This window comes from Paenibacillus sp. NPDC058177 (genome assembly GCF_042883835.1).
Taxonomy (GTDB): Bacteria; Bacillota; Bacilli; order Paenibacillales; family Paenibacillaceae; genus Paenibacillus_AQ; species Paenibacillus_AQ agri.
Window position 1 is genome coordinate 153,626 of record NZ_JBHVVB010000008.1, and the last position, 23,024, is coordinate 176,649.

General features: G+C 52.0%; 20 protein-coding genes. 1 reads left to right on the top strand and 19 read right to left on the bottom strand.

Annotation, left to right across the window (positions count from 1 at the left end; all coding sequences use genetic code 11):
* Positions 1–302 precede the first annotated feature (302 nt).
* The 17 genes from ACFVU8_RS25460 to ACFVU8_RS25540 form a co-directional block, all read right to left on the bottom strand.
* Positions 303–1,643, bottom strand: coding sequence for a UDP-glucose dehydrogenase family protein (locus tag ACFVU8_RS25460; protein WP_387431065.1), 1,341 nt, complete (start codon positions 1,641–1,643; stop codon positions 303–305).
* 4 nt (positions 1,644–1,647) lie between these two features.
* A complete protein-coding gene (locus ACFVU8_RS25465; RefSeq protein WP_066377246.1) occupies positions 1,648–2,748 on the bottom strand; it encodes a glycosyltransferase in 1,101 nt (366 codons plus the stop codon).
* 111 nt (positions 2,749–2,859) lie between these two features.
* Positions 2,860–4,005: a glycosyltransferase family 4 protein gene (locus ACFVU8_RS25470; protein ID WP_379467277.1), complete on the bottom strand. Its 1,146-nt coding sequence runs from the start codon at positions 4,003–4,005 to the stop codon at positions 2,860–2,862.
* On the bottom strand, positions 3,999–5,192 hold the full coding sequence (locus ACFVU8_RS25475; protein ID WP_379467278.1) for a glycosyltransferase family 4 protein: 1,194 nt from the start codon (positions 5,190–5,192) through the stop codon (positions 3,999–4,001). Before ACFVU8_RS25475 ends, ACFVU8_RS25470 begins: the two co-directional genes overlap by 7 nt.
* Complete coding sequence (locus tag ACFVU8_RS25480) at positions 5,179–6,081, bottom strand: glycosyltransferase family 2 protein (RefSeq protein ID WP_379467279.1); 903 nt, start codon at positions 6,079–6,081, stop codon at positions 5,179–5,181. Before ACFVU8_RS25480 ends, ACFVU8_RS25475 begins: the two co-directional genes overlap by 14 nt.
* Positions 6,082–6,119: 38 nt before the next feature.
* Positions 6,120–7,505, bottom strand: coding sequence for a lipopolysaccharide biosynthesis protein (locus ACFVU8_RS25485; protein ID WP_379467280.1), 1,386 nt, complete (start codon positions 7,503–7,505; stop codon positions 6,120–6,122).
* On the bottom strand, positions 7,471–8,964 hold the full coding sequence (locus ACFVU8_RS25490) for an O-antigen ligase family protein (protein ID WP_387431067.1): 1,494 nt from the start codon (positions 8,962–8,964) through the stop codon (positions 7,471–7,473). Before ACFVU8_RS25490 ends, ACFVU8_RS25485 begins: the two co-directional genes overlap by 35 nt.
* A complete protein-coding gene (locus tag ACFVU8_RS25495; RefSeq protein ID WP_387431070.1) occupies positions 8,961–9,740 on the bottom strand; it encodes a WecB/TagA/CpsF family glycosyltransferase in 780 nt (259 codons plus the stop codon). The genes ACFVU8_RS25490 and ACFVU8_RS25495 overlap by 4 nt, the downstream gene beginning before the upstream one ends.
* Before the next feature lie 28 nt (positions 9,741–9,768).
* Positions 9,769–11,082 carry an O-antigen ligase family protein gene (locus ACFVU8_RS25500; RefSeq protein WP_387431071.1) on the bottom strand — a complete coding sequence of 438 codons (1,314 nt, stop codon included), beginning with the start codon at positions 11,080–11,082 and terminating at the stop codon, positions 9,769–9,771.
* Positions 11,083–11,092: 10 nt separating this feature from the next.
* Positions 11,093–12,028 carry a glycosyltransferase gene (locus ACFVU8_RS25505; protein WP_379467284.1) on the bottom strand — a complete coding sequence of 312 codons (936 nt, stop codon included), beginning with the start codon at positions 12,026–12,028 and terminating at the stop codon, positions 11,093–11,095.
* A gap of 25 nt (positions 12,029–12,053) precedes the next feature.
* Positions 12,054–12,746 carry a sugar transferase gene (locus ACFVU8_RS25510; RefSeq protein ID WP_066377223.1) on the bottom strand — a complete coding sequence of 231 codons (693 nt, stop codon included), beginning with the start codon at positions 12,744–12,746 and terminating at the stop codon, positions 12,054–12,056.
* Positions 12,747–12,803: 57 nt separating this feature from the next.
* Positions 12,804–13,694 (bottom strand): UTP--glucose-1-phosphate uridylyltransferase GalU, encoded by an 891-nt coding sequence (gene galU / locus ACFVU8_RS25515; RefSeq protein ID WP_066377222.1) that lies wholly within the window; start codon positions 13,692–13,694, stop codon positions 12,804–12,806.
* Positions 13,695–13,736: 42 nt separating this feature from the next.
* Positions 13,737–14,378: a CpsD/CapB family tyrosine-protein kinase gene (locus tag ACFVU8_RS25520; RefSeq protein ID WP_379467285.1), complete on the bottom strand. Its 642-nt coding sequence runs from the start codon at positions 14,376–14,378 to the stop codon at positions 13,737–13,739.
* Entirely contained in the window at positions 14,362–15,102 is a 741-nt protein-coding gene (locus tag ACFVU8_RS25525) for a YveK family protein (protein WP_379467286.1), read from the bottom strand. The genes ACFVU8_RS25520 and ACFVU8_RS25525 overlap by 17 nt, the downstream gene beginning before the upstream one ends.
* Before the next feature lie 301 nt (positions 15,103–15,403).
* Entirely contained in the window at positions 15,404–16,039 is a 636-nt protein-coding gene (locus tag ACFVU8_RS25530; RefSeq protein ID WP_379467287.1) for a response regulator, read from the bottom strand.
* 23 nt (positions 16,040–16,062) lie between these two features.
* A complete protein-coding gene (locus tag ACFVU8_RS25535) occupies positions 16,063–17,709 on the bottom strand; it encodes a sensor histidine kinase (RefSeq protein ID WP_379467288.1) in 1,647 nt (548 codons plus the stop codon).
* A gap of 632 nt (positions 17,710–18,341) precedes the next feature.
* Entirely contained in the window at positions 18,342–19,199 is an 858-nt protein-coding gene (locus ACFVU8_RS25540; protein WP_379467289.1) for a helix-turn-helix domain-containing protein, read from the bottom strand.
* Between the two features lie 81 nt (positions 19,200–19,280).
* Between ACFVU8_RS25540 and ACFVU8_RS25545 the strand changes: the two genes are divergently transcribed.
* The gene (locus tag ACFVU8_RS25545; RefSeq protein ID WP_387431074.1) at positions 19,281–21,209 is read left to right on the top strand and encodes a beta-N-acetylhexosaminidase; all 1,929 of its coding nucleotides are present in this window, start codon (positions 19,281–19,283) and stop codon (positions 21,207–21,209) included.
* 368 nt (positions 21,210–21,577) lie between these two features.
* Here ACFVU8_RS25545 and ACFVU8_RS25550 read toward each other — a convergent pair whose 3' ends face one another.
* Complete coding sequence (locus tag ACFVU8_RS25550) at positions 21,578–22,654, bottom strand: Gfo/Idh/MocA family protein (RefSeq protein ID WP_387431076.1); 1,077 nt, start codon at positions 22,652–22,654, stop codon at positions 21,578–21,580.
* Positions 22,647–22,985 (bottom strand): hypothetical protein, encoded by a 339-nt coding sequence (locus ACFVU8_RS25555; protein WP_387431078.1) that lies wholly within the window; start codon positions 22,983–22,985, stop codon positions 22,647–22,649. Before ACFVU8_RS25555 ends, ACFVU8_RS25550 begins: the two co-directional genes overlap by 8 nt.
* Positions 22,986–23,024: the final 39 nt, after the last annotated feature.

The window sequence follows — 23,024 nt, forward strand, 5'->3', positions numbered from 1 at the left end:
GAGCTCTCCACCAGTGGTTACTCCTATATCAGCTAATTCGAGCTCCCACTAGCGGTTCTCCTATATCAGCTAATACGAGCTCCCACTACCGGTTCTCCTACTTCAGCTAATACGAGCAGCCACTATCGGTTCTCCTGTAATTCAGCTAGTATGAGCCTCACCAGTGTTACCCTGCATCTGCCGATACGAGCGCCCACTAGAGTTCCCCCTATGCGTCAGCCACATCGACTCTAGGACTGCACTAGCATAGCTAGTGCAGTCCCCTGCCTTACCAAACCGGCCAAACTGGCGCAGCCTCAGTTTTATACCGCGCCGGCTACGCTTGGCGAGTAGCCGCTCAAGCCGCCCATCTGTGGACGGCCCACGGAATGGTACTCCAGGCCGGTGCCTTCGATTTGCTCCTTGGAGTAGACGTTGCGGCCATCGATCAGGACCTGGCGGCGCATGCTTTCCGCTAGCCCGTGCAGATCGATATCCTTGAACACGCTCCAGTCTGTCAGGAGGCAGATCGCATCGCTGCCTGCGGCAGCTTCCTCCGGCAGTCCGCACCAGCGGAGCTGCGGATGGTCGTATTGCTGCCGGAAGTTGTCGGCGGCAATCGGGTCATACAGCTTCACAGTAGCCCCCTCGGCTACCAGTGCTTCTACAATTTCACGCGCCGGAGCCTCGCGGACATCATCGGTGTTAGGCTTAAAGGCAAGACCCCACACGCCGATGACGGCCCCGCGCAAGCTGCCGAGTGATTCATGCAGCTTGGAGATGATCATGAAACGCTGCCCTTTGTTGACTTCAACAACGGATTCTAGCAGCTTGAATTCATAATCGACGTTGCCGGCGATTTGAATCAGGGCATTGGTATCCTTAGGGAAGCAGGAGCCGCCATAGCCGATACCCGCTTGCAGGAAGGAGGAGCCGATACGGCGGTCCATACCCATGCCTTGCGCCACTTCAGTGACGTCGGCGCCCACCTTTTCGCAAATATTAGCGATCTCATTAATAAAGGAGATTTTCGTCGCCAGAAAAGCGTTGGATGCATATTTGATCATTTCCGCACTGCGGATATCCGTCACGAAAATGTTGTCCGTAAAGCCCTGGTGAAGCTCGCGCATGAGCGGCTCCAGCACAGGATTATCCAGGCCGACAATGATCCGGTCCGGATGCAGGGTATCCTGGATCGCTGAACCTTCGCGCAGAAATTCAGGTGCAGATACAACATCGAATGGATGCCGCGTATGTGTAGAGATGATCTGGCGGATTTTCTCATTCGTCCCCACCGGTACAGTCGATTTGGTCATGATGATTTTATAGCCTTCCATCGCCTGACCAATTTCTGCGGCAGCCCCTTCAATATAACGAAGGTCGGCCTCTCCACCTGGTAACGAAGGTGTTCCTACAGCAAGGATGACAATATCGGAGCGGCGCACCGAATCCCGGAGATCTGCGGAGAAGGACAGTCTGCCCTCCTGAGTGTTCATCTCGATCAGCGCTTCGATGCCCGGCTCGTAGATAGGGGATTCCAGTTGGTTCAGCTTTGCTATTTTCTCCGCATCCTTATCCACGCAGATGACTTGATTTCCATTGAGCGCAAAACAAACGCCAGACACGAGGCCTACATAACCGGTGCCGATTACTGCCAGCTTCATACAATCATCCTCCTTTTAGAAAATTCACATATGCCTGTTCCACATACTGCTTAAACCGGGTCATAAACGCCTGCTCGTCGAATTTCTGGGCATGACCGATAATCCCGTCGATGTTCCAGGCATGAGCCTCCACCTCGCCTATGGCTTCCAGCAGATCCTCAACCTCTTGATGGCGGAAGAACACACCGTTGACATAAGGGACAATTGTGTCCAGCGCGCCCCCTGCCTGATAGGCGATAACCGGACGTCCTGCAGCATTCGCTTCCAGCGGCGTGATTCCGAAATCTTCTTCCCCTGGAAAAACAAACGCGCGGCACTGTGACATCAGCCCGGTAACCTCGTCATCGGCCAGCCGGCCCAGGAAGGACACATTGTCCTTCGCCATGCCTTCCAGACGCTTGCGGTCCGGCCCGTCGCCAACGATATACAGCTTCAGTCCGTTCCGGTTGAAGGCTTCCACCGCCAGATCAATCCGCTTGTAGGAGACCAGCCGGGAGACGATCAGGTAATAATCTCCGATAGAGTCCGAGCTTGAGAAGCGGGACGTATTAATCGGTGGAAAAATCACATCCGCATCGCGGTGATAATAGTTCTGAATCCGCGTCTTCACGACAGAGGAATTGGCGACGAACTGGTTTACATTTTTGGAGGTCCGCTGATCCCAGCTCTTAAGCTGTTCCATGTACACCTTCAGCAGCTTTTTGAACAGATTGGAATTGGACTCCCGCTCCATGTAAGTATCGTAATCCCAGGCGAACCGCATAGGCGTGTGGCAGTAGCACAGGTGGAATGTCGCTTTTGGCACCTCAATGCTTTTCATAAAAGCACTGCTGGAGCTTACAACGATATCGAATTCGCTGAAATCCAGATCGCGGACAGCCATCGGATACAGCGGCAGCACATTTTTGAAATTGCTTTTCACGCCCGGGATTTTCTGCAGCCAGGAAGCTCGGATGTCGGCATCTTTGAGGTTATCGGTCAGACGGCTTCCATTAAAAACCGTGGTGTATATCGGAGCTTGCGGATACATCTGGTGGAACACCTCCACCACGCGTTCCGCTCCCCCCATCTGAATCAGGTAATCGTGCGCTATCGCAATTTTCATGTGAATCATCCTCAAAGTTTTATGGAGCATCATGATCAGAAAGTCATTTCATCGTCAAATTGTCAGCTTCATGGGTTCGCTCCGGTCAAAGCCGAAGATTGATCAGGGGTGTCAGGTGCCTGCGACTAGACCTTTGTAGTAATCTACAATATCCTTCACCGTGTTCTCGATCACAAAATGCTCCTTCACACGCTTCATGCCGTGTTCCGCCATCACGCGTCTTTCTTCCGGATGATTCAGCATCCAGGTAATGGCCTCGGCCAGAACAACCGGATCTCCGGGCTGAATCAACAACCCAGTCTGACCTGGAACTACGATCTCCACCGGACCGCCTTCATTGGAGGCAATAACCGGCAGGCCCGCTGCCATGCCTTCGACAATCACCTGGCCGAATGGCTCAGGGGTCACCGAGGTGTGAATCAATAAATCCGCTTTGGCCATGAGGCCCTGAATATCCTCCACATGACCTAGCAGGCTCACATTGGACAGCTTCTCGCGCTCGATGGTCGTGATCAGCTCATTCTTGTATTCTGCTTCACCGAATAACGCATCACCTGCCAGCCAGAACTTCACCCGCTCGTCGTGTTTGAACGTCTTCGCAGCTTCCAGTACAATATGCTGGCCCTTCCAGTGTGCCAGCCGACCTACCAGCAGAACGTTAAAGTCCTTACGATCCTTGCGGCCGATTCCAATCCCGCTGCCGATGGCTTTGGCAAAGGCTGAGTAGACCACCAGCGTCTTCTTCGACTTCGGCAGCTCCAAAGCGCTGAGCGTGGAGTGGGAATTCGCGATGACGCCGTTCGGGAGCAAACGTGACAATAGCCGGATGGCTTTAGCAACAATTGGCTTCAAATACGGAACACCAATATGGTCACGGATATGCCAGATCAACGGGATTTTCGCTTTCTTAGCAGCGATTGCTCCGTACAATGCCGACTTCAGCGAGTTGGTATGCACGCAGTCCACCTTCTCCTGCTTCAGGATCGGTGCCAGCTTGCGGCCATAAGTCAGCAGGCCTAACGCAGCTGCTGGAGCACCCAGATTCACTGCATTGCGGCCCCGGCTACGGATGCTCTCATCGAGCGGGATAACCCGCACGTCGATACCCTTTTCCCGCAATCGGTCGGCCAAGGTTCCCTCTTCGGCTAAAATAACTAGCGGCTCAATTTGTCCGCCAATATTCGTAAGGATGTTGAACAGCGCGACTTCCCCGCCGCTCCACTTGGCGGTATGATCGATGTAAGCAACTTTTAGCATCCTGCTGCCACATCCTTTTCGAGCGCTTGATGGAAGACGGATTCAACGTCATCCGCCACATGCTCCCAAGTATATTTCTCCAGGGCATGTTCCCGGCATTCTTCCCGGCTCGGGAGTAGCTTGCGGTTGCCAAGCATGTGGATAATGCCGTCCGCTATATGCTCGCTGGACGGGCTCTTGAACAGCAGCTCTGGCCGGAAGCCCTGCAGGATCTCCCGGTTGCCACCGATCGGAGTCGCCATAACCGGAAGTCCAGTGGCTAGTGCCTCGACTGTAATCAGACCGAAGCCCTCCAGTGCCTGTGAAGGCACCACGAACATATCAGCAGCCTGATAATAGCCAGCCAGATCCTGGTCAGGAATATAGCCAAGCAGACGAACCTTATTGTTCAGTCCATAGTCGGCTATTTTCTCCTCCAGCTCTCCGCGCAGCGGTCCCTTGCCGCCGATTAGCAGAATCGCATTCGGGAAGCGCTCCGAGACCTGCTTCCAGGCATCCAGCAGCTGCAGCAGCCCCATCCGGTTCACCAGCCTGCGCACGGTAAGCACCGTCGTGGCACCCTCCGGCAGATTCAGCGCCCGGCGGATCGCCAGCTTGTTGGTCGCCGGATGGAATCGATCCACATTAGCGGCTCCGGGAATGACGATGATCTTATGAAGCGGAACCCCGTGCAGTTCATGCAGAATGTCACGGAAGGTCTCGCTGAGTACGATGAATTTATCTGCGAGCTTATAGGCTTTGCGTTCAATGGATTTGGCGAGCGTCGTTTTGACCCGGTGCTTGATGCCCCGGCCTTCGATCTTCATCTCTTCATTCCACGGACCGTGAAAGGTCATGATTACCGGAATGCCGCGTTTTTTGGCCTCAATCGCCGGACCAAGACCATAGGGTGCAAAATGAGAGTACAGCACATCCACTCTTCCGCTGCCACTTCCCATCAGCTCCGCCGCTTTACGTTGGAATGCATCTCTGCGTTTCCATATGGATTCCTTGGGATCACCGGCGTTGTGAATAATGAGCTGGCCCTGAACCTGCGGCGTTTCCTGACTGCATATCAGGGCATGCACCCGGTTGCGTGAGGAGAGCTGCTCACAGATGGATTTGAAATACGTATTAAGTCCACCCGGCTGTAATGACGGCCAGCTAAGGCCTGTTGTCATAATGTTCAATCCGTCATTGTACGGCATAACTTCTCTCCCCCTTCTTATCCTTCTCCGCCTGGGTCTGGGCCTGAATTTGCGCCTGGACCTCAGCCAGTGTTTGATTGTGTGCCAGCTCATTGTGCTTCGCCAGCTTTTTTGCGCTTTTTAACTCGTAGTGCTTGAAGGCAACCATGAATTCATACATCACCCAAAATACGGATACGGCGAAACCCGCCATCCCCTTCCTGAACAATCCATGTATAAAATACTTCTGCAGAAAACGCGCCGGGGGTCTCAGCAGTAGATGGCTGATCCGAAACGGCTTGCCGCTGTCATGGGCGCTTTGCGCCTCAAGGTCGGTATACTTGTTGAACCGGGCCACATGGTCATTAATGCTGCGGAAGCCCTGATGCCACAAGGTTCCTTGCAAGCGGACGGTATCCTTCTCTGACACATCCGGCATTTCATGGACCAGACTGTTGCGGATGCCATATTGGGTGCGATTGTACAGCCGCACCAGACGCTCTCCACGATCCAGCCATCGGCCCAGGAAATCTCCGATCCGGTATAACGAATAGGCCACGCCGGGATCGGACAGCCCGGGCTTGCGTTCAAGAATATCGGCAGCCAGTTCGTCGCTGACCACTTCATCGGTATCAATAAGAAAGACCCAATCATGGACGGCGCGTTCCACTCCGAATTCCCTTTGCTTCGCGTATCCGGGCCATGGATTAACGAACACCCGGCAATTCAAGCTCTCGGCGAGCCCTACCGTTCCGTCTTTGCTGCCTCCGTCGATGACTACAACCTCGTCGGCAAAAAGTCTGCAGGACAGAATGGCCTTGGAAATGCGAGTTTCGTCGTCCTGAGCGATAATGACAGCCGAGATCGGATAACTACCCGGACTGCCAAGCACGCTTGTCACTGAATCCATGAGGGGTTCCTCCTTCTATTACTTAAGTTCTCTTGCCCTTAACCTTGGGCATCCGCAGGTTTCTTGCGAATGTAGGAATTCATCGTCGTCTTCATCCAGCGGATATCCTGCGCGTTAATCAGCAGCCGCGGAATCTTGACCTTCAGGCTGTAGCGAATATTCAGAATGATAAAACCAAACCGCAGAACAGCCGACGAGAGCATCGCCGCACCGGCACCGAACAATCCGAACCGCGGTACCAGGATAAACAGCAGTGGAATTACCAGTGCCAAACCTACGCCTTGAAGAATGGATACGAATTTCGGTTTGCCAAGCGCCATGAACGCCTGCGCGAGGATCAGTGTGCCTCCGCTGATCGTAACTTCCAGCAGCAGCAAGCGGAACACGGTCAGTGCCGTATTGAAATCCTTACCGTACAACAAAGGAATCACGAACGGTGCTACAACCATCAGGAACAACGATCCTAACAGGGTGAACGTTGTACTGATACGAAAGGCCCTGAACGTCAGTGCGATCGCCTCATCCTTGGGCAGCTCGGATGCTTTGGGGAACAGCACAATCGTAATCGAGGTCGAGAAGAAATTAACCATTCTCGACAGGCTGACCGCCACCGCATACAGTCCGAGATCCGCAGGCCGCAGCAGACCTGCAATGATAATTTGGTCAATATAGTACGAGAACTGCCCCAGCAGGTCATTACCATAAGAGCCCATCCCATAGGTGAACAATCGCTTGAAGTTCAGGTAGGCATCTCTCATCTTCACCTTGTAGGCACGAAGCAGCGAGATTGTAATATAGATGTAGATCGGTACAGCCGGCAGCAGATAAGCCATTGCTGTAGTAAAGGGACTGATGGTTTTCGTAAATATCAGAATCCCGATCATCACCAGGGTGAGCAGTGGAACCAGATACCGCATCCAGTTAAATCGCTTGTAATCGCCTCTGAATTGGAACGCGGCATTGTTGACCTGTGAGATCACAATCAGTGGACACAGAAGCATCGACCACTGTGCGAAACGGACGACTTCCGGACTGAAGGATTTCAGCCAGTAGGGCAACACCACAACACCAACCACCGTAGCGGCTGCGCCGAAGCAAAGACCGATCAGCAGCGACATCCGGTACAGGATGCCGGCATCCTCCGGGTTCTTCTTGGCGTTATAGATCAGCGCCGACGGAATGCCGAAGCTCATGCTGAACGCCAGGAATTGCGACCAGTTCACCATCGCTGTCTGCTCACCGCGACCTGATGGACCAAGATAGCGGGCGGTCAGTACGCCCGTCAGCATGTTCAGTACCAGGATCAGTACACTAACGAACATGGTTTTCACTGCAGCCGAGCTATTATCATTGCTCTTGGTGAACTGCCGGAGGGAGGACCATATCGAGCTAGCCGGAAGTGATTTTGCGTTCAATTGCTGCATGTGGTGCTCCCTTCTTTCTGCTCTCTATAATCTCTTTGCCGCTGAGACCAAGGCCAATCAGCATCCAGATCAGGTATCCCTTGAGTCCCGGGAACCCGTTATCGGACATCAGCGAGGCGATTGCTCCCATCCAGGCCGCCAGGGACAACCGGGCATACGGCTGCAGGCTATCCCTGCTGGTCACTCTGGTCACAATCTGCTTCAGCACCGCTCCCAGTGCCCAGAAGAAAAACAGTCCGCCCAAGGCACCAAAGGTCAGCAACAAGGCAATGAAGCCGTTGTCCATGTTGCCGTACTCCCCAAGCTCGCCACCATTGCCAATCTTCGTCCCTTGGCCGACGCTGCCGATTCCCTGCCCTACCGGATTGGAAGCGACCATCGGCACCATCCGCTGCCACAGATCAAGGCGTTCGTTATAAGAGTGGTCTTCCTGAACGGAGCCCAGGGTCTCCATTCTCGCCACCAGCCCTTCGGCACCTGGCAGCTTCGGAACAATCCAGAAAAGCACTGCGGCGACGAATATGAGCTGGAGCAATGTCTTCCACTTCCCCTTGGAGGGGGAAGACGCAATGTAGACAAGTAGCATGACCAGCAGAACCAGCCAGGCTGCGCGGACCAAAGTCGTCAGCAGGCAGACTACAACGAGCATAACGCCGACCCAGCGGAGTGTTCCCTGCCAGCGCTTCTCCAGAATCATCGGCACCAGCGCGAAGACAAGAAAAGCTGCGGCCGGACCGGGAGAGTTCAACGTGGAGAAGACCCGAATTTCCAGCGGGACCGGAAAACCAATCGAGATCATCTCTGCGTGGTTCATCCAGAAGGCATCCCATGGCGGAACAACCAAATATTGCACGATCCCGTAAATCGAGACCAGGACAGCTATATTCGCGTAGTCGTAAAGCAGCCGGTCGATGTCCTTGGCCGTGAAACGCATGACCGCAAAGTACGGAATCAGCATCAGCGGGACCAAATAGTTAGCCAGATCATAGACGGAGCTCATACCGTTCTTCGCCAGCCCAATCAGGGCACCGTAGATAAGTGCAGTTCCGAACAGAAGAATGATGCGGGCAGAAGGCTTCTTGATCTTATGAATCTCCCGCAGCACTGGAATAGCCAAGGTCGCCCCGGTCAGCAGAGGTGCCAGACTGAGCATGGATACGGAATGGTACACGCCCTCCGACCAGTCGGAGATCCGCCGCAGCTCCGGGGCAATGGCCCAGATCAGCAGCGTGTAGGCTAACAGCAGACGCGGCTTCAACAGTGCCAGGAGGAAGGCCGGGAATAATACACCCGCCAGAATCGCCCCCTGTAAACTGTTGGCGGGACTTAGCTTAGCGCTGGCAAAGCCAATGGCTAGCGGAAGCACTAGGCAGATAGCTGCCAGTGCCCAAGTGTTCCCTGCCGTCTTTAAGGTTGCCAGTGAAGGCAGGGTCAGGCTGTTCTCATTCCGGCTCATCATGATTGTCTCCCCCTGCCTCCCTTCGCTTTATCCCGCTTCCGCAACTCCTTAAGGAGCAGGACCAAAAACTGCGCGTCATCGACCAGATATCTTTTCCACAATCGCCTCGGCTCCTGACTCAGACGCCAGAACCATTCAAGACCGGTTCGCTGCATAAAGTCGGGGGCCCGCTTCACCGAACCGGAGAGGAAATCGAAGGTTGCACCCACACCTATTGAGATCGGTGCCTGATAAGAGGTGTAATGGCGATAGATCCATTTTTCCTGCTTGGGTGCGCCTACCCCGACGAACACAATGTCCGGCCGGCTCTCAGTCAACATTCTCACAATTCGCTCGTTCTCTTCCTCGTTATGCTCAAAGCCATAGGAGGGAGAGTAAGAACCGACGATATTCATTCCGGGATATGCCGCCTTCAGGTTAAGGATCGCTTTCTCCGGCACCCCTTCAGCTGAGCCAAGCAGGAACAGCCGGTATTTCCGCTGCTCAAAGGCATTGCCCAGCCGATTGAACAGATCCGCGCCGGATACCTTCTGCTTGAGCGGCTTGCCGAGCATTTTCGAAGCCCAGATGAGCGGCATTCCGTCTGCCACCACCGCACCCGCCTCTGAGTACACATTCTGAAATTCCTTGTCCTTGCGCAGCTTGATCACATGATCGACATTGCAGGTCAGGATGTAGGATTGGCTCCGTTCCCGGATTGTCTTGTCAATGTAATCGAGCAAATCCATGAAATCATAGTTATCAAATTTGACATCGAACATATTTACTTGATTCATCGTATCACTTCTTTTTGTGGGGATCGGCCTACCGTGAAGATCGATACAGGCAGTTCAGGTACCAACAGAACGGGATAATAAATTGGACCGTCGACAGCGTGTTGTCGGAGAACGAATAGATCAGAAACGCTGCAATAAAAAACACATAATACGGTTTGACCGGCGGTGCCAAAGCTCTGTAAACCAGAAGAAATACAGCCAATAAGGAGAGCATCAACAGGCTGGCGCCAATATACCCGCTATCAAAATAAAACCGGATGTACTCGTTATGAGGAACGACAAAGCCTTTGTATAAAGAGCCGTCATTCGCCACTGTTACTGCTCCCAGGCCTCTTCCTGCCCAAGGGGAATCCTCCGCCTTGTTCAGAAAATACGCCCAGGCCTCCGTCCGCCCTGACAGATCCACTCCCGTTTCCGTCGTCCGTTCAAAAGAACGCTTCTTGAGGTTGTCGAGCTGCATATATACCGCGGCAAAGATCAGGAGAAACGAGCAGAGCAGCGGAATCAGGTACAGGGTCTTCCCTTTCAGATATTGCTTCAGAATATCGTAGAAGTAGTAGAGGACCATAAGGCCCAGGGCTAGAATCGGCCCCCGTGTTCCTGTTCCAATCAGAATGAAGAAATTCAGACCGAGCAGGGTGTAAAAGAACTTGGCGCGCTGAGGGTAGCGCTTAATCTCAATGAACGGGATGGCGACTCCCAGAAAAGCCAGCATCGCCAGATGCGAAGGGATGTTAGCCCCCTGCACCCGCACCGCCCCTGTGAATTCAACATCAAAGAAAGAATGGAGATGTGCAGCTTGCAGCAGTGCTCCAGCCAGTAAGCTGACCAGCGGCAGCAGGCAAATGATACGAATCTGCTGCTCAGCGACTTCTTTTTTCCAGTTGATCAGGAGAAATACAAAGGGAAGCGACAGACCGATAAACGCCTTAACAGCGATGGATGAAGTCATCTGTGGTAGCCAGATCGAGAACCCGAAGGTGATGAACACCAGCACGAGTAAGGCCCATAAGGGCTGACTCAGCTTGAACCGCAGACCATTTACCAGGATACACGGCACCAGCAGGGCCAGAATAGCCAGCTTGTAGAGCGATAGAATCTCTATCCCGAAGAGGCTGCCCTCATACAGAAAGTTGACGGAGATTGCTGTCGTCAGCAGAACAAAATAGCTGATCCATTCCGGACGCGCGATCGAGATTCCCAGCAGAATAATCAGTAGTACGACAGCGGCTGCAAGCAACGGCTGGTAGATCACCGCTGTTCCCAGAAGCAGGGCGGAGATGAGATAGAGCACCCCATACGGAACAGCGCCTGCTTTGAAGCTCCATCCAAAATTAGTCATGTCCTTCCCCTCACCCCGCTGCGGATTCTCTCTTCCGGTTCCAGATCATGTGCAGGGTTCCCCGGATGCTTTCCAGTCTGCACTTGTTCAAAAGCCGTTTTCCCCGGCTCCGGGAAAGCACCGAATCCGCCATGATGTACAGCACTTTCGCAGCTGTTGTTCCCAGCAGGACCACCCGGTCCTTCAAGCTTTCGCTTTTCATGGCATTGGAAATGCCCTGGCTGTAATACCGTTTCAGAATCCAGTCCTCGGACAGACGGCTCTTCGGAACAAAATGATCCACTGCCATGTCCGGATGGTACAGGATCGCATGCCCTTGACGCTTGATTTGCCCGAACAACCAGGTCTCTTCGCCAGACAAAAGGGATTCCCCCTTCCGGCCCAGATCCAGTGGAAACAGGCTGATATCAAAGACTGGCTTGCGCATCGCCATATTGGCTCCGCAGGGATGCAGACGACCCGGATACTCCTTAACCCTGTTGCCAAGATCGACAATGGTGTAAGGCAGCTCGAATGGCTTGATCAGCCATTCCGGCCGGCCTGTCTCGAAGATCGGGGCAATTTTACCTCCCATAGCCATCACTTCCGGCCGTTCCTCAAAGGTGGATACAATGGTTGTAATCCAGGTCCGGCAAGGTATCGCATCATCGTCCAGAAAAGCAATTAGCGAGGATTTGGAGGCCAGTATCCCTGTATTTCGGGCAGCCGACAATCCTTGCATAGGTTCGAAAATGTAGCGAATATCCATCTCTGTCCTGTAATCTTCGATAAACGTCCTGACCAGGGACGCCGTATCATCCTTCGAGCGGTTATCCACCACGATGATCTCTGCTTGCTCCAAATTCTCCAGCGGTACCAGAGAATGGAGGGTCTTGATCAGTAGAGCTGCCCGGTTATATGTGCAAATGATGATGGAAATCTTGGGAGCGACTCCGTGTTCACGCATCGGCATTCACCTAATTTCCACAAGATTAATAAGCGTCTTTGGACCCCAGAAGCATGAGGCCGGTCTTCAAGATAATTTTCAAATCCAGCATCGTGCTGCGGATATGAATATAAGTCAAGTCGAGCTGCACCATCTCGTCGAAACCGACACTGTTACGGGCATTGACTTGCCAGTAACCCGTGCAGCCCGGTGTGACGGTAAGGCGCTGTTTGTCATATTCTGTGTACTGTGCTACTTCTTCCGGTAGCGGCGGACGCGGACCTACCAGACTCATATGGCCCAGCAGCACGTTCCAAAGCTGCGGCAGTTCATCGATGCTCGTCTTGCGCAGGAATCTTCCTGTCCGTGTGATCCGCGGATCGTTCTTGATCTTGAACATCGCTCCGCTTACTTCGTTATAGGCCAGCAGTTGTTCCTTCAGCTCCTCGGCATTAGATACCATGGATCTGAATTTGTACATCGGAAACTGCTTTTCGTGCTTGCCTACACGGTTCTGCCGGAAGAATACTTTCCCCTTGGGATCTTCCAGCTTGATCATAGCAGCCACTACCAGGAACAGCGGCAGCAAGACGAGAAGGCCAAGGGCAGAACAGAAGACATCGATCATCCGTTTCATTACCAGATAGGAATCGGAATCTTTCGCCTCCTCCTTGGCATGCAGCATGTAAAGTTTCGGCAGGACGTACTCATAGTCTTCCGGCAGTTTTTGCATGCTCAACTCTCCTCATGTTCACAAATTTTGTTAGCTTACCGGATCATTCCGGCGGGTTTAAGCTTATCCTGTCAGGGTAGTTTGTCCGGCTTTGCTTAGCCATTCCGCCATAGCATCCATCACGGGGTAACGCAAATCCTCGTTTTGCAGCGCGAATTCCAAGGTAGTCAAGATATACCCGAGCCGTTCGCCAACATCATACCTTGTACCGTCGAAGTTATACGCGTACACTCGCTCACTCTGGTTCAGCTTCTGAATGGCATCCGTCAATTGAATCTCGCCACCCGCACCCGTTTCCTGCAGATCCAGGTATTTAAAAATCTTCGGTGTAAATACGTAACGACCCATGATCGCCAGGTTAGAAGGGGCTGTGCCCAGCGGCGGCTTCTCTACAAAGTTGTTCACCCGATACAGCTGTCCATCCTGGAAATCAGGCTCAATAATCCCGTAGCGGCTCGTTAATTCTTCCGGAATTTCCTGCACGCCGATTACCGAATTCTGCGTCTCTTCATACTGATCAATCAGTTGCTTCAAGCATGGAGTTCTTCCAGTGACAATATCGTCGCCAAGCATAACGCCAAAGGGCTCATCACCAATGAAACGTCTGGCACACCAAACGGCATGACCGAGACCCTTCGGTTCCTTCTGGCGAATGTAATGAATCTCCACCTTGGAAGAACGCTGAACCTCCTTTAGCAGCTCCAGCTTACCGTCTTCAAGCAGGCGGGACTCCAGTTCAAATGCGTTGTCAAAATGATCTTCAATGGCTCTCTTCCCTTTACCGGTAACAATGATGATGTCCTCAATGCCGGAGGCAATAGCTTCCTCCACGATGTACTGAATCGTGGGCTTGTTGATAATGGGAAGCATCTCCTTAGGCATGGCCTTTGTGGCAGGAAGAAAGCGCGTACCCAGACCTGCTGCAGGGATAATTACTTTTTTCACCTTTTTCATCGCACTCTACCTCCTAAAAGTTTCGATAGCCTGAATGTATCGTTATTTACTCTGGTTCATAGTAATACCAAGAATCTTGGAGCCGGTCTGCTCCAGCAGCACTTTCACCTTGCGCAATGAGTCACGCTTGGTTCTCCCGTATTTAGCGACAAGGATCACTCCGTCCGCCTGAGGTGCCAGAATTCGGGCATCACTGTAAGCAACGGCTGGAGGCGAATCAACCAGGATGAGATCATGACTGTCTTTGAGTGCCTTCAGCAAGGCGGCCATCTTATCACTGCCCAGTAGATCCGGCGGACTAACTACGGCGTGCCCTGCCGGAATCACGGTAAGATTGTCGAGCTTCCCCTGAACAGGAATCTCATCCGCTTCTTTCAGCCCGTCAAGATAAGCTGCCAGCCCTTCGCCGCCGTCGACCCCGAATACAGTGTGAAGTCCCGGATTTCGCAGATTACAGTCGACCACTGCCACTTTCTTGCCATCCTGCACAAAGGACACCGCCAGATTCGACAAAATCGTTGTCTTGCCTTCGCCCCTCTCTGCTGAAGTAAAGAGCAGCACTTGGCCACCGTCTTTGTGCAGCAAGCCAAGCTGCCGGATATAGGTACGTAGCGAACGGAACGATTCCGAAATATGTGAAGAAGGATTAAAATCTGTAATCAAACTGCTATTTAGCGGCAGCATAGGTGCCCTCCCCTACTCTCTCATTGAGACCTGCACCCTTGCTCAGATCGCGCTTGCGAATGGCCGGGATGCTGGCGATGACCGGAAGACCAATCTCGATCTCTGCTTCCTTCTCCGAGCGGAGCGTGCTGTTCAACGTCTCCATCAGGAGAATAATGCCGAGCGCCGCCATGAGTGAAACGACAAAGCTGATGACAATATTCATCAGGATACCTGCATTTGCTGCAACTGGCTTGTTGGCCGGATCAGCCGGTGTTAGAAGCGTCACATTGTCCAGCTTCATCAGTGACGGCAGGCTGCGGATGAAGGTCTGCGACACGGCATTTACAATGCCGGCTGCTTTGGTGTAGTTCTCATCCTCCACACTGAGGTTAATCACCTGGCTTTTGTCCGAAGACTTGATGTCCAGCTTCTTTCTCAGCTTCTCTTGCGTCAGGCCGAACTCAGGATGCTCAGCTACAACCTCCTTCAAGATCGTTGGAGATTTAAGGATCTCCTTGTAGCTCTCGATGAGATTGAGGCTGAAGTTCAACTCGTTGAGGTTGCTACCTGCGGGCACATTTGCAATGTTGTTAACAAGCAACTGTCCGGAGGCGGAGTAGACGGGTACAACGAAGTTTTTGCTGACGTAGAGGGTTGTAGCACAGGAGATCAGTACAAATACCGTAATCAGCCATAGCCTTTTCTTGATCAAGTGAATATAGTCCAGAATCGTCTTTTCCACAGTAACCCTCCTTCCGCATAAAATGCTTTGAAAGCATCCATGAAATTTTCAGTTATCTTACTTTTATTCTACCGATCACATCATGTCCCCACATGGGCCATATCTTTACTTTCCTTTTCACTTTGGGATAAGGGGGCATACGCCTTTAGAGGGGGGTACGGTATACTTTAGTGCCATATCGATAACATCAAGTAGTGTTCAGAAATTGTTCAGGTTAAGGTGCTAAGCTGTGTAGGCATAAAAAAAAGAACACGGACAATAGTCCGTGTTCTTCTGGCGATCCCGCCTAAGGCGGGTCGCCTTAATCATATGACATTTCGAATTTCGTCAGTCCAACCGCATTGGCATACAGCGCCGCCTGTGTACGGTCGGCAACCTGCAGCTTCGCCAGGATTTGGCTGACGTGCTTCTTCACCGTAAATTCACTGATAAAGAGTCTTGAGGCAATCTCCCGGTTGCAGGCCCCCTGCCCAAGCTCGATCAGCACTTCCTTCTCCTTCGGCGTCAGCTCGTCGGTCGGGCTGCTGCCCGTCATCCGCATCTTGTCCTCCATCAGTCCGGGGTCATAATATTTCCTCCCCTTGTGTACCAACTGGATGGCGAACAGCAATTCCTCAGGTAGTGCCTCCTTAAGCACATACCCGTCGACGAGCACCTCCTCCGCCTTAAGGAAGTCTTCCCTACTAGCAGACGAAGTTAATAAAATAAATTTGCTGGATATCCCGCGTGTACGTGCCGCCTTGATTACATCCAGTCCCGACTCATCGGCCAGCTTCAGATCAATCAGCACAAGATCCGGCTGCGTCTCCTCAATCACAAACAACGCTTCCTGGCCATTTGTAGCCTCGCCTGCAAACTGCACATTAGGCTGCATCGAAATGACCGCTGCCAATCCTCTTCTCACCAACGGGTGATCATCTACAATGACGATTTTCACTCAAACGACCTCCTGCCTAAAATTTATGCATTTTTCAGTTCCGCCGTGCCGACAGGTATCAGGATCAATATTTTGGTACCTGCATTCCTACTGCTTGATAATTGAAAATCGCCGCCCAACGACTGGGTGAGATACTGCATATTCTTCATACCGAGTCCGCCAGTGCTTTCTTCAGATTCGGTGTGTAGCAGAGCTGCATCAAATCCGGTCCCATCATCAGAAATGGACAATCTGATCCACTTGGGCTTCAGAGACAGTTCAACTTCCACTCGACTCGCCGCCCCATGGCGGATGGCATTGCCTGTAGCTTCCGAGATAATTCGGAACAACGCCTTATGGTAAGGGTAAGGAAGACTGAAGTCGTCCCCCGTTATTTTAAGTTCAATCTCCACATCATTCAACCTGGATAAGCTTTTTAGGTGCGAACGAACCATACCCAGCCAAGTAGGCCCACCGCTTTTCTTGGAACTGAGACTGTAGATGGTAATTCGCAGCTCCTTGGCAACCTTGGTGGCTGATTCATGAATCAGGTCTATCTGCTCCTCGAGCTGATAATCAGGCAGCTTCCTCCAGGTTTGCTTCAGAGAATGCGTTGCGTAGACGATGCCGAATAGGCTTTGCGACACACTGTCATGCATTTCGTCGGCAATCCGATTCTGCTCATTCGTGATGATCAGCCGGTTCTCGATAACACCCAGCTCATGGCGCTCCATAATGATCGCACTCAGCTCCGACAGGAACATCAACTGCTGAATGTACCATCTTCGCCCTTCCAGACCCTCCGCGTATTCCAGCTTCACGCCAATCATGCCTACAAACCGGGTACTCATACGGACAGGCATCAGCAGAAAATCACCGAGTCCGGGCAGACTCTTGAATACGGGATCGCGTTGTAGTCGCCACTCATGTTCATGCTTCTCTAGTTCGGAGAAGAGAAATAGCTCATCTTCCTGATGCCATCCGGTCTGCCGGCTCTCCGGTGCAGGCTCCCCGCTTTTTTTGGCGAACCAGAACAACGCCTTATCCAGCTTCGTAAGCTTCACCACATAGTCCGTAATCACTTGGCCAATATTCATGAAATCATGCTGGCTGGATGTTTCAACGATATGGTATAGCGATTTGATCTGTTCGAGCGTTTCTTTGGTCCTAGCGTTGGCTTCCTCCCGCTGACGTTTGATTCTGGCCACCATCTGCATTACGATAAGAGTAAGTACTAGTGCTAGAAACAAGTTCCCATTCTCAAGAACAGCTGCGGCGAAAGACTTATTCGCAGAATTGAGAAAAAGGTAACAAAAAGCAATAACTATGCCGATATAACTAAGAAGCAGGCTCCAACCAAAGTACAAGGACAATGATCCTGCAGCAATGAGGACGGGATTAAGTACATAAAGCCTAAATGGGCTGTCATAGCCCCCGGTAAGTAAAGTAAGCAGAATAATCAGTGCCATCTCTGTGCTCACAGCCATCATTAGGATGCGCGGTCTGCTTCGAAGCCTTCGGTAACCCATAACGAAGCCTTGAGCCAAAATAAATAACAGAATGATGATAAGGGATTTGTATAATACGGAAGGTCCCGCCGGTTTAAAAAGAAACATTAATGACGTAAGGGACAATGAAAAGCATCGGTAAAAGGCAATCATTTTGTCTTCCGCAGTTGATTTAATATTCATTCCCACCACCCTGTTCCCCAGTTTTGTGGAAAATGCCAGCTATATTTGTGCTTTGATAAAAGCATCATACATGAGAAAAATCACAATAACAAGTTGACGGCATTGTTGTGAGCGTTTACATTACAAATAAATAACGCGAAAACGCCCTTTTTTTCTGGTGGATAAGCTATTTGTATCCAAATATCGAAAAGAAAGCGAATTCAATGTGAGATATATGTCAGATCTTCATCACAAACAGCCTATCCGATTTTCGGACAGGCTGTTTTAAGTTTATTTTCAATAATTCCCCAAGAAAACCTCTTGGTATCCGACGGTTATTCCGATTGCTTGGCAACAGCATCATACAAATTCGAGGATTCACATATACAAATCTGATAACGTTGTCCCTCCACAATATGATACCCCGTGGTCAGGATGCGCAGTGATGATGCTCTGGTGTCTACACTATGGAGATTGTGACAACGGATGCAGTAAAATTCCCTCATGACCTTCATCTCCGCTAATAGTACGTAAGCACTAAAGTGAACTCACTTATATAAACTAAACAGTATCATTGTTCTATAAAAAAAGTCAACAAGAAACTGCAAATTACGACAAAGTAAAGGGGAATAAGCGGATTTAATGTCGTTTAATCATATGTTATTGCGACATAACAGTGGTGAAATGCCCATATACTTCTTAAACAACCGGGAAAAATAAAAAGGATCACTGTAATGCAGCAGTCCCGAAATTTCCTTCACCTGAAGTGAGGTATTGAGCAGCAAATGCTTCGCTTCAGCCATCTTCAACCGGTGAATATATTCCTGCAAGGGATACCCGCTACTGCGGCGAACCAGGCGGCGCAAGGTGGACATGGAGATGTGGTGCTTCGCGGCAATCTGGTGCAAGTCCATCGTGCCATAGACACAAAAATTTAGGTCCTCCCTGATCTGAGGCATGGGATCAACCTGAGATGGCCGATTTTTTTCTTCTATTATAAATGAACACTCCAAAAGCATTCGTTCGAGACACAACGCTGCCCGGTCGGCATCTTCCGGAGCGCCCCCTTCCATCTGGCCGAGTACAGCTTCGAAAACCTCCTGCAGTCCCTTGACACCCTCCGCCTGAAATACGATGCCCCCAGCAATAAGACCTGACTCCAGCCATTCAGCAATACGCGTTCCGCTAAAGTTGATATAGTATTCATCCCAGCTCCCGCCCGGAGCGGGGCCAAAGTTGTAGGTAAATCCCGGCCTAAAGAAGAACAGGCTGCCTTCGCGTACCTGCTGCATCTTGCCGCCATTCTCCATATAAGTACCGCTGCCGGAGACGATATACACAATCGCCCACTGCTCGAACACAACTTCTGATCGAAATAGTGTTCTTCCCGGCAAATGACCCACCTGCCCGACTCGAATAGGCTTCAGTTTCAACCGGGAGGCATCCACCTTGGGATCTATGATGACAATCGGATAAGGGCTGATCGTATAATCCATGAGCTTGGGCATCATATGCATTCCTTCCTTGGTTTTCTGGTGTTATCGTTAAAGGGAAGATGATCATATTCTACATGAATAAGAGGTGGCTATGCTATGCCTGAATTTGTCTCCTTACAGCTTCTTCCCCATCCCAAGTCATTGGACGTGGCCGAAGGTGCCTATGTTATCCCGGCCAACGGCCGAATTGTTATTGCCAGTTCTACACCAACCGGGATCTTGCCGGCTGCACGCAGACTTCAGCAGTTCATTACGCAAACCTTGAACTTTGAGTTAGCCTTGTCCATTGGTACCCGGTCAACGGTTCAACCGGCCTTCGTATTCAATCAAGATTCCGCTCTACCTCCACAGGCGTATGAGATTCATTCCGGCGTGACTGGTGTCAACGTGACTTACAGCTCTCCGCAGGGAGCTTTCTTGGCAGTAGCAACACTGAAGCAGATTCTGAAGCAGACCGGAAGAAGCTTCCCATTCCTTACGATCCGGGATGAACCAGACTTCGGCGCACGGGGCCTGATGATTGATATTAGCCGGAACAAAGTTCCGAAACTCGGCACCCTGTTCAAAATCGTGGATCTAATGGCGGATCTAAAGCTCAATGAATTGCAGCTATATATAGAAGGCGCACCTTTTGCCTACGAGTCTTTCCCTCAGGTGTGGGAACTGGAAACTCCAATCAGCGGTGAAGAAATCCTTCAGCTGGATGCCTACTGCAAGGAGCGCTACATCGAGCTAGTGCCTAATCAGAACAGCTTCGGACATATGGAGGGTTGGCTGACCCGGCCGGAATTCAATCACCTGGCTGAGATCCCGGAAGGCTTCTCACTACCGGAAAGCATGTACTACAGCGAATTTTATCCAGATGGACTGCCTATGCATCCCGGCACCTTTGATACGGAAGACCCTGAGGTACTTAAGCTGCTGGAGAAAATGTACGATGATCTATTGCCCTACTTCAGCTCTTCCAAATTCAATGTAGGCTGCGACGAAACCTACGAGCTTGGGCTTGGCAAAAGTAAGGCGCTGGCAGAGGAGCAAGGCAAGGGCTCACTGTACCTGTCCTTTCTGCAAAAGATTCAAGAACTGGTGGAAGCCCGCGGTAAAACCATGCAGTTCTGGGGCGATATTATTATCCAGCATCCCGAGTTAATCCCTCAGCTCCCCAAGAATATCATCGCGATGGAATGGGGCTATAGTGCCGAGCATCCATTTGAAGCGGACACACTGAAATTCCGCGAGGCAGGCATTCCATTCTATGTCTGTCCCGGAACCAGCTCCTGGAACTCCCTGACCGGACGTACTGACAACATGCTGGCCAACTTACGCAGTGCTGCTGTTCACGGCAAAACCAATGGTGCCATCGGCTACCTCATTACAGATTGGGGCGACCATGGACATTGGCAGCAGCTTCCGGTCAGCTATGCCGGATTTGTCTACGGTGCTGCACTTGCCTGGAGTGTTAACGATAATCTGGAGGTCAATGTTCCAGAATATCTGAATCAATTCCTTTTTGCGGACCATTCTTCAAACATCGGGCAGCTGCTGCTAGATCTCGGCAACTACTATACACTAGAAGCCACCTATCACGGCAACGACTCCGAGTTGTCCATGCTGCTGCGCAGCGACCTGGATAATCTACGGATTATCGGGAAGTTGACCGCAGAACATTTCGACAAACTGGAAAACTACGCTAGAAATATCGCTGAACGGATCGAAGGGCTAGCTCTACAGTGCGAGGATGCAGAACTCGTGCTGCGGGAACTGCGCAGTGGGGTGCACTTCATAAGCCATGCGGTGCAGCTTGGCAGACTGAAGCTCCAACTGGCAGCGGGCCGGGATCAAGTGGACCGCGGCCTGCTCGCCGCGCAGATCCATGATCTGGATCTGCTGCTCCACGAGTACCGGTTGCTCTGGACGGAGCGCAACCGGCCGGGCGGCTTGGCGCTAAGCACCGCCAAGCTGGTCCGCCTGCGCGGCCAGTACGCAGCGCTGGCCGCAGACCTTGCGGAGCCGGCACGCGTATAACCGTGCCCGTGCCGCACGCCACAAGCTGTGCCTGATGCATCGGCACAGACATACAACACAGCAGGCCAGCCTCCCGCGTTCGGAGGCTGGCCTGCTTGTGCAGCTGCAAAGCTATCTTGCTGCGCAGCTGCGCTTGTGTATCGCTTATCTTGCTGCGCAGCTACGCTTTTATACCACCATATCTTGCTGCGCTGATACGCTTGTGACCGCTATATATTGCTGCGCAGATGCGCTTGTGACCGCTATATCTTGCTGCGCTGATACGCTTTCTTCCTGCTGCACCGTGCCATCTGCTTCAACTTGCAGCAGATCGCTTGCAGCAGGTCCGCCTCACTGCCACAGCGCGGCAGTGAGATCGTAACTCAGCCTTACAAGGCCCAAGGCTGAGTCTCTGAAGTCACAGCTGTGCCTGTGGCGACAGCCTGATCCAGCAGCAGGGACAAATAATGATCCTGGCTGCCTTCGGCCAGGCTGTAGAAGGACGGGCCGCCCCGCACATAGTGGGCCATCCGGGCCAGACTCTCCGCAATTGCGATTTCATCATCCGTCAGGCGGGCCGGAATAAAGGGATTGCGGTATAGCCATTCTCCGTCCGCGATAATTCCTTTAAGATAGAAGCCTTCCAGGTTTCCGCCATGTCCGGCATCCATGCGGCGCAAGTTTGTGTACACCGGATTGTCAAAGCTCTCTAGCCAAGCGACGTCATGATTGACAATCTCCCCGCGGTCACCCCGGACAAGAATCCGGTTGCTGCGGATCCAGGAGAAATATTGCTCACCCGTGAAATCGAACAGTCCCAGCTTGTCCCCGAAATCGAAGAAAGCAATCTTCTGATCCGCTTCCACCGTCTCTTCGGCTGCCGGCGGGCCACTACGTTGCGGTCCGTTGATAATCGGGGACAGGAATTCCCGACCGCTGATGGTCACATTCTGAAAATCGATACCGAGTAACTGCCGCATCAGGCTGATCCCATGGTAGCCATGTGCCGCCGAGATCTGAGCTTGACTGATCTCTCCCAGCCGGCCGGATCGGGTCAGTGCAATTCTGGCGGCATGCATCGGCTGGAACAGATATTGCTCAGCAACCTGGATTTTGGCCGCAGCCCCGCCTACTGTCTCCCAAAGTGAGATCAGTCCTTCCAAATCTGAGGCTGGCGGTGTTTCCGTCAACACAGGAATCTGTGCTGCAGCAAGTTTTGCTATAAATGACGGACTGACCTCCCGGCTCAGGGAAACTACCGCAAAGGAGTAACCTCCCGCCGCGATGAACTGCTCCAAATCCGTATATACAGTCACGCCCCAAGCTCTGCTCAAGTCTTCAGCCTTGTCCGGATTCCGCACGTACATCGCGCCAACCGAGAAATGTTCCGGTAGCGCTTTCGCAATCCGCAAGAAAAACTCGGCCCGCCAGCCGCCGCCAACCAATCCAAATACAACCTTATCCATGTTCTCCACCTCTTCCTGTAGTGTCCGCTCCACCACGCCGCTCAATCAGATATTCCCAGCGCAGCTCTTCGTATTGATTTTCAAGCATTTCCCTTCCCTTACGCTCCACTGCTTCGCGCTTCCCGGCCTCTTCTCCACTCTCTTCATCTTCCTCAATTCTCCAGAGATCGGTGAAAAGATAGTCCCTAATCTCTACAATTTTACCCTCCTGGCGTCCACCCTTCCAGAACAATCCTGCAGAGGAACGCCGTAGAGTTCGTCCATCTGGCGTCACGGCTTTCTGGCCGATCCGGATGGCCATTAGCATTTGCCCGAAAGTATACCATTCCATGGTCCTATGTCTCCCTAAATTAAGATTGAAATCGTCACA

Coding starts and splice junctions, on each gene's coding strand:
- ACFVU8_RS25550 (WP_387431076.1), bottom strand. CDS start 22,654: ATGGATAAGGTTGTATTTGGATTGGTTGGCGGCGGCTGGCGGGCCGAG.
- ACFVU8_RS25465 (WP_066377246.1), bottom strand. CDS start 2,748: ATGAAAATTGCGATAGCGCACGATTACCTGATTCAGATGGGGGGAGCG.
- ACFVU8_RS25470 (WP_379467277.1), bottom strand. CDS start 4,005: ATGCTAAAAGTTGCTTACATCGATCATACCGCCAAGTGGAGCGGCGGG.
- ACFVU8_RS25555 (WP_387431078.1), bottom strand. CDS start 22,985: ATGGAATGGTATACTTTCGGGCAAATGCTAATGGCCATCCGGATCGGC.
- ACFVU8_RS25490 (WP_387431067.1), bottom strand. CDS start 8,964: ATGATGAGCCGGAATGAGAACAGCCTGACCCTGCCTTCACTGGCAACC.
- galU (WP_066377222.1), bottom strand. CDS start 13,694: ATGAAAAAGGTGAAAAAAGTAATTATCCCTGCAGCAGGTCTGGGTACG.
- ACFVU8_RS25545 (WP_387431074.1), top strand. CDS start 19,281: ATGCCTGAATTTGTCTCCTTACAGCTTCTTCCCCATCCCAAGTCATTG.
- ACFVU8_RS25500 (WP_387431071.1), bottom strand. CDS start 11,082: ATGACTAATTTTGGATGGAGCTTCAAAGCAGGCGCTGTTCCGTATGGG.
- ACFVU8_RS25520 (WP_379467285.1), bottom strand. CDS start 14,378: ATGCTGCCGCTAAATAGCAGTTTGATTACAGATTTTAATCCTTCTTCA.
- ACFVU8_RS25505 (WP_379467284.1), bottom strand. CDS start 12,028: ATGCGTGAACACGGAGTCGCTCCCAAGATTTCCATCATCATTTGCACA.
- ACFVU8_RS25485 (WP_379467280.1), bottom strand. CDS start 7,505: ATGCAGCAATTGAACGCAAAATCACTTCCGGCTAGCTCGATATGGTCC.
- ACFVU8_RS25475 (WP_379467278.1), bottom strand. CDS start 5,192: ATGCCGTACAATGACGGATTGAACATTATGACAACAGGCCTTAGCTGG.
- ACFVU8_RS25540 (WP_379467289.1), bottom strand. CDS start 19,199: ATGATGCCCAAGCTCATGGATTATACGATCAGCCCTTATCCGATTGTC.
- ACFVU8_RS25460 (WP_387431065.1), bottom strand. CDS start 1,643: ATGAAGCTGGCAGTAATCGGCACCGGTTATGTAGGCCTCGTGTCTGGC.
- ACFVU8_RS25495 (WP_387431070.1), bottom strand. CDS start 9,740: ATGAATCAAGTAAATATGTTCGATGTCAAATTTGATAACTATGATTTC.
- ACFVU8_RS25480 (WP_379467279.1), bottom strand. CDS start 6,081: ATGGATTCAGTGACAAGCGTGCTTGGCAGTCCGGGTAGTTATCCGATC.
- ACFVU8_RS25535 (WP_379467288.1), bottom strand. CDS start 17,709: ATGAATATTAAATCAACTGCGGAAGACAAAATGATTGCCTTTTACCGA.